Below are 12,698 nucleotides of genomic sequence, written 5' to 3' on the forward strand. Positions count from 1 at the left end.
GCCACCCGAGGGTGGCTTTTCTCATGAAGCTTTAGACATTACTTCTTGGCACGCAAACGTGTCAGTTCTTTCTGTGTGTCATTCCACAAGTCCATGCCCACGTTGGTGGCAATGCCTGCGTTGATATGCGTGAGCTTGTCACGCATGCGGTTGGTTTCAGCCACCGACAACTCGTTGATTTGCATGCCCTTGGCTTTCAAATCACCCAAAGCTTTGGCAGCTTCGTCACGGGTGTCTTTGCGTTCAAAGTCGCGGCTCACGCGTGCAGCGTCGAGCAAGATTTTTTGTTCGGTCTTGCTCAAACCATCCCACCACTTCTTGCTCACGGTCACGATCCAGGGGCTGTACACGTGATTGGTCACGCTCAAGTACTTTTGCACTTCGTAGAACTTGCTCGACAAGATGGTGTTGTACGGGTTCTCTTGACCGTCGACTGTTTTGGTTTCCAAGGCGCTGAACAGCTCAGAGAAAGGCATAGGCACCGCATTGGCACCCAAGATCTTGAAGCTGTCGAGGTACACATTGTTTTGCATCACGCGCAGTTTGACGTCGTTCAAGTCTTCGAGCTTGGTCACGGGGCGCTTGCTGTTGGTCAGGTTACGGAAACCGTTTTCCCAATAGGCTAAACCGACCAAGCCTTTGTCTTGCAGCTTGTCCATCACCTTTTGACCGATGGGGCCGTCCAGCACAGCATCGGCTTCTTTGACGTTGTTGAACAAGAACGGGGTGTCCCACAAAGCCATCTCTTTGGTGATGCCCACCAAGGTGGCGGTGGAGCCCACCATCATCTCTTGTGCGCCGCCAATCAATGCTTGTTGCATTTGCGTGTCTGGGCCCAAGGCTGCTGCACCAATGGCGCGCACTTTCATTTTGCCGCCAGAGGCTTTTTCCACTTGCTCAGCAAACACTTTGGCTGCACGGCCTTGGTTGCTTTGCTCGTTCAAGCCGTAGCCAAAGCGAATCAAGCGTGGCTTGATGTCTTGCGCAAAGACAGAAAACGAGGCGCTGGCCACGGCCACGGTGGCTGCAGCAATCAGGGTTCGACGAAGAAAAGTCATGGGAAGTCTCCTTGGGTTAAAAACTTATCGCATCCACGCCACAGGGGCGGTCACGATTTGTGGGAACAAAACAAACGCAGTCAAGATGATGAGGTAAGTCACCAAAAACGGGTTCACCCCTTTGATGACTTGGTGCATGGACAAACGCCCCACACCCGCCACCACATTGAGCACAGTGCCGACAGGCGGTGTGATCAAACCAATCGCGCCATTGAGCACAAACATCAACCCGAAATACACGGGGTCAATGCCAGCCTTCACCGCGATGGGCAACATCACGGGCGCAAAAATCAAAATCGTGGGTGTGAGGTCCAACGCAGTGCCAATCAGCACCAGCGTGATCATCATCACCGCCATCAACACGCGTGGGCTCTCTACCAGTGGGCCTAACCAACCTGTGAGCACCGTGGGCAAATCTGCCAAGGTGATCATGTAGCTGGCCACTTGTGCGCCTGCGCACAAGAACATCACCACCGCCGTGGTTTTGGCAGCACGTACCAAGACCTCGTGAATCTCTATCAGCTTCATTTCACGGTGAATCACCAACGCGACGACCAAGGCGTAAAACGCCGCGACCACGGCCGCCTCAGTGGGCGTGAAGATACCCGTCTTCATGCCGCCAATGATGATGAGCGGCATGAGCATGGCCCAGAAGGCTTTGCGTGTGGCGTGTAAACGCTCGATCAAAGGCAGCTTTTCACCTTGAGGCAAATCCATGTCACGCAGTTGAAGCTTCCACGCCACGATCAAACCAATGCCCATGATCAGTCCGGGCACGATGCCAGACAAAAACAAGGAAGAGATGGAAGTGTTGGTGGTCACGCCATAAATCACAAAAGGCATGGATGGCGGAATGATGGGGGCAATGATGCCGCCCGACGCAATCAAGCCTGCCGAGGTGTGCATGGGGTAGCCCTGACGCTTCATCATGGGCAACAAAATCGTGGCCAACGCGGCAGTGTCGGCCAAGGCAGAGCCGCTCATGCTGGCCATGAGCACCGCAGCGCCAATCGCCACAAAACCCAAACCACCGCGGATGTGTCCCACCCAAGCTTGCGCCATGTCGATGATGCGGCGGCTGATGCCGCCTGAGTTCATCAACTCACCGGCCAAGATGAAGAACGGCACGGCCAATAAAGGAAAGCTGTCCACGCCCGCCACCAAGTTTTGGGCCAGCAACTGGGTGTCCCAAAAATCAAGGGTCCAGGCCATGCCTGCGCCTGTGAGAACCAAGGCAAACGCCATGTTCAGGCCAATGCCCATGAGCAACAACATGCCCGCCGAGAAAACAATGAATGCTTGTGCTTCTGATGTCATGCTGTTTACTCCACGTCCACGCCGTGGTCAAAGTCCATAGCTTTGTTTTGAATCAATTCTTTGAATGCCATCAAGCCAATCGCCAATGAGGACAACAACACAGGCAATGGCAGCAACCAATTGGGGTAACCCAACACCACCGAGTTGCTAGACAAACCCACTTCCACCTGTTGCCAAGCACCACGGCCTAACATCACGCAGCTCACAATCACCAAGGCACGAATCAAAATCGTCAAGGCTTGGATGGTGTTTGGATACTTGCGCAAGCTGGCAATGAAACTGGTGAAGGCCATGTGCTCACCCGCTGGATAAGCTGCGGTGGCGCCAATGAACACCATCCACACAAACAACAAACGCGAGAGCTCTTCACTCGCCGCAATGCCGCTGCCAAAACCGTAGCGCAACACCACGTTGAAAAACACGGCCACCGCCATGACACCCAAACACGCGGCCATCATCACGTGTGCTAGTGCCTGACTGCGCGAGGTGGTTTGATTTGTACTCATGCACACTCCTTGGCTTGCAACCAAGCACACACCTGTGCCTGGATCGTTTCAATACTTTGCGTGGCGTCTGCGGTGAACACACCGGCTTCGTCCACTGGTTTTTCTAAGGCCGCAAACTGGCTGTCTACCAACGCGGGCTGAAAGTAGTGGCTGGGTCGTTGCGTCACACGCGCGATGGATTGCTCACGCGTGAGGTCCAGGTGCACAAAACGCAAGGCTGGCACGCTTTGGCGCAAGCGGTCGCGGTAGGCTTTTTTCAGGGCCGAACACGTGAGCACCGCATGCGGGCCACGTTGCACCAGCTCATTGGCCAACGCATCCAACCAACCTGCACGGTCATCGTCAGTCAATGGAACACCAGCGCGCATTTTGTTGACGTTTTCAGGTGGATGAAACTCATCCCCTTCAATCAACTGCCAGCCCAACGCCTGCGACAAAGCTGCCGCAAAGCTGGACTTGCCGCAACCGGCCACACCCATGATGACCACAGGACTCATCAACTCAGATTCATTCATAGACTGGATAGCGCTATCCCATTTTGGTAAAAAGTAGAGCGAACCCCGTGATAACCATCACATCGTTCACTCTTGGATAGCGCTATCATAAACAAACCATACAGCTCCCAACCTAGCAAAAACCCTGAGCCAAATGAAGTCCACCAAAACCCGTTCTCGCGCCACAGGCCGCGTCACGCTGGCGGATGTGGCCGCTTTGGCCAAGGTCAGCCCCATCACCGTGTCGCGTGCGTTACGCGGTGAACGTGCGGTAGCCAGTGACTTGACCGACCGCGTCAAAGCCGCTGCTTTGAAACTGGGCTACACGCCGGACCCCGCAGCACGCGCCCTAGCCTCGCGCCACAGCGACCACGTGGCGGTTCTGATTCCGATGTTGTCTAACAATTTGTTTGTGGACGTGTTGGAGTCCATCCAAAAAACACTGCGCCATGCGGGCTACCAAACCTTGATTGGCATCACCCACTACGACACCCGTGAAGAAGAACAACTTTTGCGCGAACAGTTACAGCACCGCCCTGCAGGCATCTTGGTCACAGGCCTGGATCGCAGCGATGCCGCACGTGAGCTGATTGAAAAAAGCGGCATTCCGTGTGTGCACATGATGGAACTCGCGCAATCGCCCGATGTGAACAGTGTGGGGTTCTCACAAACACAAGCGGCCATGACGTTGACCGAGCATTTGCTACAACGCGGACGCGAACGCATTGCCTTTGCCGCCGCCCAACTCGACCCACGCACCATGCAGCGCTTGGACGGTTGGCGCAAAACGCTCAAGGCGGCCAAGCTGTATGACAAGGCCTTGAGCTACACCAACAAGTCGCCGTCATCCATGGCGTTGGGTGGTGAGATGCTGCAACACATCATGGCCCAAGACCCCAGCATTGACGCCATCTTCTTCTGTAACGATGACTTGGCCCAAGGCGCATTGTTGGCGGCTCAACGCTTGAAAATCAAAGTCCCTCAGCAACTCGCGATTGCAGGCTTCAACGATCTCACAGGCAGCGATCTCGTTGGCCCAGGCCTGACCACCATTCGCACACCACGCGCTGCGATTGGTGAAGCTGCAGCGAAGATGCTGCTGAACCTGATGCGTGAAGAGGATGTGCCTACGCCCAGCGTGGACGTAGGCTACGAGCTGATGGTGCGCGGCAGCACCTGAACTTTACAAACGCAAGCCCGAGGCTTGGTCAAACCAAGTCACGTGTTCGGCTTGAATGTCCAAGCCCACAGCATCACCCGGGCGCACCTGTGTTTGCGGCGCAGCGCGCACAGTGACTTTGCCAGCCGCCGTATCCACCACCACATAGGTGTCAGCGCCTGTGGGCTCCACCAAATTCACCACACCACGCCAAGGCGCAGCATCATTCAAACGGATGTGTTCTGGCCGCAAGCCAAGCAAGGTGGGTTGACTGGCGTTGTCGGGCACGGCCAAGGCCAGTTGTGCACCGACCACTGTGAACTGCCCAGTCCCCGATGCCCTGCCCTCGACTAAGTTCATCGTGGGCGAACCAATGAAGGTCGCCACATAGGTGTTGGCGGGTCGGTTGTAAATTTCATCAGGGGTACCGAGCTGTTGCAGTACCCCGCCCTTCATCACCGCGATGCGACTGCCTAAGGTCATGGCCTCGACTTGGTCATGCGTCACATACACGCTGGTGATGCCACTGAGCTGGTGCAAACGTTTGATCTCGGCACGCATCTCCACGCGCAACTTGGCATCGAGGTTTGACAAAGGTTCATCAAACAAAAACAGCTGCGGGTTACGCGCCAAAGCACGGCCCATGGCCACGCGTTGACGTTGACCACCGGACAGTTGCGAAGGACGACGGTCAAGCAAATGTTCTATCTGCAACATGGCAGCCACTTCGGCAATGCGCGCTTGGCGCTCAGCTTTGGGTACTTTGCGGATTTCGAGAGCGAAGCCAATATTCTCAGCCACGCTCATCGTGGGGTACAGCGCATAGCTTTGAAACACCATCGCAATGTCACGTTGTGCGGGCGGTACACCCACCACGTTTTTGTCACCAATGGAGATGCTGCCCTCTGTGGGTTCTTCTAGGCCCGCAATGATGTTGAGCAAGGTGGATTTACCGCAGCCCGAAGGGCCGACCAAAATTAAAAACTCACCGGGCGCCACATCGATGTCAATGCGCTTGAGCACCTCCACCGTGTTGTCACCCTGACCAAAGCATTTGCGAATGCCGCTGATTTTCAATGCTGAAGACATGTCTATTCCTCTTAACCTTTCACGGCGCCGGCGGTCAGGCCGCGCACAAAATATCGTCCAGCCACCACGTACACCAACATGGTGGGTAGGCCTGCAATCAATGCAGCGGCCATGTCCACGTTGTAGGCTTTGACGCTGCTGGTGGTGTTGGCCAAGTTGTTCAATCCCACAGTGATGGGTTTGGAATCCGCGCCGCTGAAGGCCACGCCGAACAAAAAGTCGTTCCAAATTTGGGTGAACTGCCAAATCAAAGTCACCATCACGATGGGCGTAGACATGGGCACGATGATGCGCAGAAAAATCATCCAAAAGCCTGCGCCATCCATGCGTGCGGCATTGAGCAAATCTTTGGGCACGGCGGCGTAGTAGTTGCGAAAGAACAAAGTGGTGCTGGGCAAACCGGCTAACAAGTGAACCAAGATCAGGCCAGCGATCGAGCTAGACATACCGAGCCAACCCAACACTTGGCTCATGGGCAGCAGCACCACTTGAAATGGCATGAACACGCCAAAGAGCAAAAAGGCAAACAAGGTTTCGCTGCCGCGAAATTTCCACAGACTCAGCACATAGCCGTTGAGCGCGCCCCAGGTGGTGGAAATCAGCACAGCAGGAACGGCCATCCACACCGAGTTCCAAAAGAAGGGCTCTAAGCCAGAACACTGCGCGCCGGTGCAAGCGGAGTCCCAAGCCAAACGCCAGGCATCAAAATTCATCCCGCCTGGCAAACTGACCAAACTGTTTTGGCGAATCTCGTCGGCATCTTTGAGTGAGGTCACGACCATCACATACAAAGGCGCCAAAAAGAACGCAGCACCGACCAACAGCGTGACATACAGCAATGCACGCGAGAACATCTGCATCGAAAAAAGCTTAGTGCTCATGTGATTTACCTCGCAACTCGCTGTACAGATAAGGCACGACCAACGCAGCCACCGTGGCCAACATCATGGTGGCACTGGCTGCCCCCAAACCAATTTGCCCACGCGTGAAGCTCATGGCATACATGAAGGTCGCTGGCACGTCCGTGGCATAACCGGGGCCACCCGACGTCAAAGCCATGATGAGGTCAAAGCTCTTGATGGCCAGATGCGAGAGCACCATCAAGGTTGAGAAAAATACAGGGCGCAACGCTGGCAACACAATGCGCCAGTAAATGCGCGGCAGCGATGCCCCATCAATCTGCGCCGCTTTGATGATGCTGTCATCAATCCCGCGCAAGCCCGCCAAAAACAAAGCCATGGCAAAACCTGCGGATTGCCAAATACCAGCGATCACCACGCAGTAAATAGCCATTTCGCTGTCGACCAACCAACCAAATCTGAAGCTTTCCCAGCCCCAGTCATGCATGAGTTTTTCTAAACCCATGCTGGGGTTGAGCAACCATTTCCAAGCGGTCCCCGTCACCACAAATGACAAGGCCATGGGGTACAGATACACCGTGCGAATGAAACCTTCTGCGCGTACCTTTTGGTCCAACAGCACAGCAAGGAACACACCGAGGGCCATCGCACCGCCGACATAACCGATGCCGAAAATGGCGAGATTTTTCAGGGCGACCCACCAGCGGTCCATCTCCCACAACTTGGCGTATTGCGCCAAGCCAACCAATTCGTAATTGGGCAACATGCGAGACGCGGTGACTGACAACACACCGTTCCAAATCATGAAGCCATAGATGAACGCAAAACCCAGCAACAAGCCAGGAGCGACCACCAATTTGGGTATCAACGTTTCTAAGCGATGCTTTTGCATCTGGATGCCTTTATGTAAGAAGCAAAAAAGGGAAAGGGTTGCCCCTTTCCCAATCCCTCGTTCAACCCTTGCTTACCACCACACTTCGTACTGGACGCCAGCGAGTGTTTGTGATTTTCTGCCGTTGGTACCAAACGCACCTTCACCTGTACCACCGTTGTTCGCATCAGAAGCAGCTTGGTTCCAGTTGGCTTTTGTCACGTAAAAACGCAACTCAGGACGTGACCAGAAGTCTGGAGACAAAGCCAATGTGGGCGCGATCGTCAGCTTGTTCAAGCGCTGTGCGGCTTGGTTGTCGCTGAACTTGCGTGATGTGGTGCCTGCTTCAACCAACCACTTGAAATTCTTAGAAACAGCGTAGGACACGCGGCCACCCAGAGAGGTATCTTTGATGGTGTAAGTGACAGCTGGGTCATCGGACTTGGTCGTTTGGTAACCCAAGATCGCTTGCCCACCAAACGCGCCTGACTGCCAGTTGATCGAGTCAGCAATACGGTTTGTTTTCTTGCCGTAGACAGTCGCTGCACCAGCGGCATCGTAGAACGCTCCAAATCGACCATTGATATTGGCGTAGCCACTAGAGGTTTGCAAGAACAAGCTGTTGGTCAAGCCCTTCACAACAAAGTCAGATTGGTTGTGGCTCACAGTGAAGCCAGAACCACCGCTGCTCTTCAAGCCTGAAGTGCTAACCGAGGTCACCAATACGCGGGCTTTACCACCAGGATTCGTCTTGATTTCAGACAAATCCAAGTTCAGCTTGTTTGCTGAGGTACCCGCAATCATTTTTGCGTCAAAGGTATCGCCTGTTTGCAAAGCTGCGCCCAATTTCATGCCACCCACGGCCAAATCTGTGAAGCCTGAACCTTGGTTGACGCCGTAGTCCATCAAGAAGTGATCCACGATGTGCACATCCTGAATACGAAGACGGCGTTGACCAGCCCAAATCTTGGCTTCGGGTGCAAAGCTCAAACCACTCATCTCCACGAAGGCTTGTTCTGTGCCGACATTGCCGCTGTTCCACTTGGTGGGCATGTAGTCGAGTTTGTATTTCACGCCTTCGACGTCAAAGGTTTTGGCGATGTTGACTTCAACACCATAGTCACCCTCGTTACCCAAACGGTACTTTTGCAAATCACCGCCCAAGCTCAAGCCACCTTTGACCTGTTGGTCTTTGTTGTAGCTGTACACACCACCGCCACGGCTGTAGCCGGTGACTTCCACACCGCCCACATCAGCGGCCAAAGCGGCTGTGCTCAAGCAGCACAAAGCAGCAGCCACACAAGTTAATTTCATCTTCATTGTTTGTATCTCCAAGGTTTATGTTTCAACAGTCGAGCTGCTGCTTATTTGGTGGCTGCGGCGGCAACAAGACGCTTTTGACCGTCGTCAATGCTGATCTTGTCGTCGTTCCAGAACTGGCTCACCAAATCTTTGATTGCGCCTTCGGTCGCTGGCGAAATCGCCATGCCGTGGGCGACGGAGGGGACCAAGCCGCCAGTCTTGGCGGTGTCCACGAAATCTTTGCTAGAGAGCTTGGCGCAGTCGTCAAACTTTGCCATCGACATGCTCAAGCGCACAGGGATAGAACCCTTGTTGAGGTTGAACACTTCTTGGAAGTCTGTGCTCATGATGGCGGCTGCCAAATCGCCTTGGGCTTTTTGTGCGCTGGCATCTTTGAGCTTGAACATCGCAAATGAATCGACGTTGAAGGTGTAAGACTTGGCGGTGCCTGGGGCTGCCGCACACAAGAAGTCTTTGCCAGGTTTTTTGCCTGCCGCCACAAACTCGCCTTTGGCCCAGTCACCCATGAACTGAAAGCCTGCTTTGCCTTGCATGACCATCGCAGTGGCCAAGTTCCAATCGCGGCCAGGCGAAGCCGCATCGGTGTAGCCCTTGATCTTGCGGAAGGTCTCGAGCGACTTTTTCATGGTCGGGCTGTTCAAGGCTTTGGGGTCGAGCTTGACCAAAGCATCTTGGTAAAACTTGGCCCCCCCCACACCCAACACAACGGACTCAAAGGTGGTGAAGTCTTGCCAGTTTTGGCCCCCATGGGCCACAGCAATGAAACCTGCTTTTTTGATTTTGTCGGCTGCAACAAAGAACTCGTCGTAGTTGGTGGGCATGGCAGACACGCCGGCCTTCTTCAAAACCTCTGGGTTGGCCCACACCCAGTTCACGCGGTGTACGTTGACGGGCGCTGCCACATAGTTGCCTTTGTATTTCATGACATTGGCCACCACCTGTGGCAACAAGCTGTCCCACTTCTCGGCTTGCGCCACGCTGTCCAAGTTGGCCAACACGCCCTCTTGCGCCCACTCTTGAATGGCGGGGCCTTTGATTTGTGCGGCTGAAGGTGGGTTGCCTGCCACCACGCGGCTCTTCAACACGGTCATCGCGTTGTCACCGCCGCCACCCGCAACTGCGAAGTCTTTCCAAGCATGGCCTTTGGCAGCCATGATTTTTTTCAGCTCAGCCGCTGATTTGGCTTCACCACCCGATGTCCAGTAATGCAGGACTTCGACCTCGCCCGCCACTGCTGCAGACACTGACAAAGCGGCAGCGCAGGCCAAAAACAATTGATTCAATTTCATAAGAATGTCTCGCTCCAAAATGTTGTGAAACTTGAATTAATCACTCAAGTTGATTTATTGTTACTTAATCACTCAAGTTGATTTATTAGGTTTTTCCCTTAATCTATATAAATGATTTAGTCGGTGTTTCCCCTTGTTGAGCCAGGTGCTTAAACTAAAGCCTATGAGCACACACACAAACACACACCACCAGCGGTTAAACGGCAAAGTCAGCGTCATCACGGGTGCCGCACAAGGCATTGGTTTGGCCACCGCTTTGAAATTCGCACACGAAGGCGCCATCGTCATCGTGTGTGACGTGAAGCAAGCTGCGGTCGATGACGCCGTCAAACAGTGCCAAGCCATCGGTGCACAGGCCCTTGGTTTTGTGGTCGATGTGACGCAGCGCGAGATGGTGGATGCCACGGTGAAAGCCGTGCTCGACAAGTTCGGGCGCATCGATGTGTTGGTCAACAACGCAGGCATCACACAAGATGCGCGTTTGCAAAAAATGACCTTGGAACAGTTTGACCGTGTGATTGACGTCAACCTGCGTGGTGTGTTCCATTGCGCACAAGCCGTGACGGATGCCATGGTGGCGCAAGGCAGCGGCGTAATTTTGAATGCCTCATCGGTCGTTGGCATCTACGGTAACTTTGGCCAAACCAACTATGCAGCTACCAAGTTTGGCGTGATTGGTTTCACAAAAACATGGAGCCGCGAGCTTGGCCCCAAAGGCATTCGTGTGAATGCCATCGCACCCGGTTTTATCCAAACGCCGATCTTGTCGACCATCCCTGAAAAAGTGATTCACGAGATGACTGACCGCGTGCCCCTGAAGCGCTTAGGCCAACCCGAAGACATTGCCAACGTGTATGCCTTCTTGGCCAGTGATGAAGCCGCTTACATCAACGGCACCGTGATTGAAGTGGCTGGCGGTCTCACCCTATGACCGCACAGCACAGTGCTGTGCCCAACGCACCTCAAAACAAAACCGATTTGTTTGTGTCGTTCACCGTGCTGGCCTTGCAAGGCTTTGGCGGCGTGCTGGCCGTTGTGCAACGAGAATTGGTGGACAAAAAGCAATGGCTCACCACCGATGAATTTGTCGAAGACTGGGCTGTTGCGCAAATTTTGCCGGGCCCCAATGTGGTCAACCTCTCGCTCATGATTGGTGGCCGACACTTTGGCATTGCGGGCGCATTGGCTGCACTGAGTGGTTTGTTGATTGCACCAACCGTGTTGGTGCTGTTACTGGCTGCAGCCGTGGCAGGTGTGGCAGAGACCCCCGTGGCACAAGGCATGTTGCGCGGCATGGGCGCTGTGTCCGCAGGACTTATTGCGGCAGTAGGCATCAAGCTCATGGGTGCTTTGAAAAACAACCCCATGGGCATGTTGACCTGCATTGGCATTGGTGCCTTCACCTTCGTGGCCATTGGCCTGCTGCGTTTGCCTTTGGCTTGGGTGCTGCTCAGCCTCGGCCCTCTGGCCAGCGTGTGGGCCGCGCATTGCATCAAACAGCGAGGTGTGGCATGAGCATCACCATGACCTTGGCTGATTGGGGTTCGCTGTTTTTGCACTTCATCTCGCTCTCACTCTTGGCCGTGGGTGGCGCTATCACTACTGCGCCCGATATCCACCGTTACTTGGTAGACGAAACACATTGGCTCAGCGACACGCAGTTCACCTCGTCCATCGCTTTGGCCCAAGGCGCACCGGGCCCCAACGTGATGTTCATCGCTTTGATGGGCTGGAACGTCGGGCTCAACGCAGGTGGCGGTCTAGCTGCAGGTTGGCCTGCCGTGGCCTTGGCCCTGTGGGGCGTGCTCATCACCATGGTGGGCATCATGATCCCGTCCTGCACCCTCACCTTTGTGGCCACGCAATGGGCGCACCGCAACCGCGAGATGCTGGCTGTCAAAGCCTTCAAAAGCGGCATGGCCCCCATTGTGATTGCGCTGCTGATTGCCACGGGATGGTTGCTCACAGGCAACCACGAAAACCCTGCGCGTGATTGGCCGCTGTGGGTCTTGGCCGGTGCCACCACACTGATTGTGTGGAAGACCAAAACACACCTGTTGTTGCTTTTAGGTTTCGGTGCTTTACTGGGTGCTTTGGGATGGATTTAAAAATCCCTGCCCTGTATCAACAGCGCATTGCGCATTTACTGAGCAGCGGCGAGCGTCGCATTCTGGGCTTGGTCGGCGCACCAGGCGCTGGCAAATCCACGCTGGCTCATGCCTTGGCGATGCAATGGCCCCAAGACATTCAAATAGTCCCCATGGATGGGTTTCATTTGGCCAATGTCGAGCTAGAACGCTTGAACCGAAAAAGCCGCAAAGGCGCACCTGATACTTTTGATGCGTTTGGCTTCATCGCTTTGCTCAAACGCCTGCGCATACCAGCAGCAGATGAAGTGGTTTACGCACCCTGCTACGAGCGCAGCCTAGAAGAAGGCGTGGCTGGTGCAATAGCCGTGAAGCCATCGACACCGCTCATCGTGGTGGAAGGTAATTACTTGTTGTTCAGTGATTCACCGTGGAACCAAGTGCAAGCGCTGTTAGATGAAACATGGTTTGTCGATGTGCCGCAAGACTTACGCGTGGGCCGTTTGACCCAACGCCATCAGCAGTTTGGTCGCAGCGCACAAGACGCTGCCGATTGGGTGAAACACACCGACGAGCCCAATGCGCGACGCATTGAGGCCGAACGGGCTAAAGCCGATGTGATGTTTCGCTGGGACGCTTAAAGAA

Annotated in this window: 14 protein-coding genes; 5 read left to right on the forward strand and 9 right to left on the reverse strand. The window is 54.6% G+C overall.

Features of this window, described 5'->3' with window-relative positions:
- Window positions 1-38: 38 nt before the first annotated feature.
- Genes C5F52_RS06250 through C5F52_RS06265 form a run of 4 tightly spaced genes read right to left on the reverse strand, consistent with a single transcriptional unit; the run spans window position 39 to window position 3,396 of the window.
- Window positions 39-1,058: a TRAP transporter substrate-binding protein gene (locus C5F52_RS06250; RefSeq protein WP_104797470.1), complete on the reverse strand. Its 1,020-nt coding sequence runs from the start codon at window positions 1,056-1,058 to the stop codon at window positions 39-41.
- Window positions 1,059-1,082: 24 nt separating this feature from the next.
- Window positions 1,083-2,375, reverse strand: coding sequence for a TRAP transporter large permease (locus C5F52_RS06255; RefSeq protein WP_104797471.1), 1,293 nt, complete (start codon window positions 2,373-2,375; stop codon window positions 1,083-1,085).
- Window positions 2,376-2,380: 5 nt separating this feature from the next.
- On the reverse strand, window positions 2,381-2,881 hold the full coding sequence (locus tag C5F52_RS06260; protein WP_104797472.1) for a TRAP transporter small permease: 501 nt from the start codon (window positions 2,879-2,881) through the stop codon (window positions 2,381-2,383).
- The gene (locus C5F52_RS06265; RefSeq protein ID WP_236657749.1) at window positions 2,878-3,396 is read right to left on the reverse strand and encodes a gluconokinase; all 519 of its coding nucleotides are present in this window, start codon (window positions 3,394-3,396) and stop codon (window positions 2,878-2,880) included. Before C5F52_RS06265 ends, C5F52_RS06260 begins: the two co-directional genes overlap by 4 nt.
- Before the next feature lie 133 nt (window positions 3,397-3,529).
- Here C5F52_RS06265 and C5F52_RS06270 point away from each other — a divergent pair, with 133 nt between their 5' ends.
- The gene (locus C5F52_RS06270) at window positions 3,530-4,555 is read left to right on the forward strand and encodes a LacI family DNA-binding transcriptional regulator (protein ID WP_104797473.1); all 1,026 of its coding nucleotides are present in this window, start codon (window positions 3,530-3,532) and stop codon (window positions 4,553-4,555) included.
- A gap of 3 nt (window positions 4,556-4,558) precedes the next feature.
- On the opposite strand, the gene C5F52_RS06275 is transcribed toward C5F52_RS06270, so the two are convergent.
- The 5 genes from C5F52_RS06275 to C5F52_RS06295 form a co-directional block, all read right to left on the reverse strand.
- A complete protein-coding gene (locus C5F52_RS06275) occupies window positions 4,559-5,623 on the reverse strand; it encodes an ABC transporter ATP-binding protein (RefSeq protein WP_104797474.1) in 1,065 nt (354 codons plus the stop codon).
- Between the two features lie 11 nt (window positions 5,624-5,634).
- Window positions 5,635-6,483 carry a carbohydrate ABC transporter permease gene (locus C5F52_RS06280; protein ID WP_201746983.1) on the reverse strand — a complete coding sequence of 283 codons (849 nt, stop codon included), beginning with the start codon at window positions 6,481-6,483 and terminating at the stop codon, window positions 5,635-5,637.
- 10 nt (window positions 6,484-6,493) lie between these two features.
- Window positions 6,494-7,375 (reverse strand): carbohydrate ABC transporter permease, encoded by an 882-nt coding sequence (locus tag C5F52_RS06285; protein ID WP_104797476.1) that lies wholly within the window; start codon window positions 7,373-7,375, stop codon window positions 6,494-6,496.
- A 72-nt stretch (window positions 7,376-7,447) separates the two neighbouring features.
- On the reverse strand, window positions 7,448-8,668 hold the full coding sequence (locus tag C5F52_RS06290; protein WP_104797832.1) for a carbohydrate porin: 1,221 nt from the start codon (window positions 8,666-8,668) through the stop codon (window positions 7,448-7,450).
- Between the two features lie 50 nt (window positions 8,669-8,718).
- Window positions 8,719-9,966, reverse strand: coding sequence for an ABC transporter substrate-binding protein (locus C5F52_RS06295; protein WP_104797477.1), 1,248 nt, complete (start codon window positions 9,964-9,966; stop codon window positions 8,719-8,721).
- A gap of 163 nt (window positions 9,967-10,129) precedes the next feature.
- Here C5F52_RS06295 and fabG point away from each other — a divergent pair, with 163 nt between their 5' ends.
- From fabG to C5F52_RS06315, 4 genes are read left to right on the forward strand one after another with little or no spacing between them, the layout of a single operon-like run.
- The gene (gene fabG / locus C5F52_RS06300; protein WP_104797478.1) at window positions 10,130-10,897 is read left to right on the forward strand and encodes a 3-oxoacyl-ACP reductase FabG; all 768 of its coding nucleotides are present in this window, start codon (window positions 10,130-10,132) and stop codon (window positions 10,895-10,897) included.
- Entirely contained in the window at window positions 10,894-11,481 is a 588-nt protein-coding gene (locus C5F52_RS06305) for a chromate transporter (protein ID WP_104797479.1), read from the forward strand. The genes fabG and C5F52_RS06305 overlap by 4 nt, the downstream gene beginning before the upstream one ends.
- Window positions 11,478-12,074 (forward strand): chromate transporter, encoded by a 597-nt coding sequence (locus tag C5F52_RS06310; protein ID WP_104797480.1) that lies wholly within the window; start codon window positions 11,478-11,480, stop codon window positions 12,072-12,074. The genes C5F52_RS06305 and C5F52_RS06310 overlap by 4 nt, the downstream gene beginning before the upstream one ends.
- Window positions 12,065-12,694 carry a nucleoside/nucleotide kinase family protein gene (locus C5F52_RS06315; protein WP_104797481.1) on the forward strand — a complete coding sequence of 210 codons (630 nt, stop codon included), beginning with the start codon at window positions 12,065-12,067 and terminating at the stop codon, window positions 12,692-12,694. The genes C5F52_RS06310 and C5F52_RS06315 overlap by 10 nt, the downstream gene beginning before the upstream one ends.
- Window positions 12,695-12,698 lie beyond the last annotated feature (4 nt).

It is taken from the genome of Limnohabitans sp. TS-CS-82, assembly GCF_002943475.1.

Coding starts and splice junctions, on each gene's coding strand:
- C5F52_RS06290 (WP_104797832.1), bottom strand. CDS start 8,668: ATGAAATTAACTTGTGTGGCTGCTGCTTTGTGCTGCTTGAGCACAGCC.
- C5F52_RS06255 (WP_104797471.1), bottom strand. CDS start 2,375: ATGACATCAGAAGCACAAGCATTCATTGTTTTCTCGGCGGGCATGTTG.
- C5F52_RS06280 (WP_201746983.1), bottom strand. CDS start 6,483: ATGCAGATGTTCTCGCGTGCATTGCTGTATGTCACGCTGTTGGTCGGT.
- C5F52_RS06275 (WP_104797474.1), bottom strand. CDS start 5,623: ATGTCTTCAGCATTGAAAATCAGCGGCATTCGCAAATGCTTTGGTCAG.
- C5F52_RS06305 (WP_104797479.1), top strand. CDS start 10,894: ATGACCGCACAGCACAGTGCTGTGCCCAACGCACCTCAAAACAAAACC.
- C5F52_RS06260 (WP_104797472.1), bottom strand. CDS start 2,881: ATGAGTACAAATCAAACCACCTCGCGCAGTCAGGCACTAGCACACGTG.
- C5F52_RS06315 (WP_104797481.1), top strand. CDS start 12,065: ATGGATTTAAAAATCCCTGCCCTGTATCAACAGCGCATTGCGCATTTA.
- fabG (WP_104797478.1), top strand. CDS start 10,130: ATGAGCACACACACAAACACACACCACCAGCGGTTAAACGGCAAAGTC.
- C5F52_RS06250 (WP_104797470.1), bottom strand. CDS start 1,058: ATGACTTTTCTTCGTCGAACCCTGATTGCTGCAGCCACCGTGGCCGTG.
- C5F52_RS06310 (WP_104797480.1), top strand. CDS start 11,478: ATGAGCATCACCATGACCTTGGCTGATTGGGGTTCGCTGTTTTTGCAC.
- C5F52_RS06285 (WP_104797476.1), bottom strand. CDS start 7,375: ATGCAAAAGCATCGCTTAGAAACGTTGATACCCAAATTGGTGGTCGCT.
- C5F52_RS06270 (WP_104797473.1), top strand. CDS start 3,530: ATGAAGTCCACCAAAACCCGTTCTCGCGCCACAGGCCGCGTCACGCTG.
- C5F52_RS06295 (WP_104797477.1), bottom strand. CDS start 9,966: ATGAAATTGAATCAATTGTTTTTGGCCTGCGCTGCCGCTTTGTCAGTG.
- C5F52_RS06265 (WP_236657749.1), bottom strand. CDS start 3,396: ATGAATGAATCTGAGTTGATGAGTCCTGTGGTCATCATGGGTGTGGCC.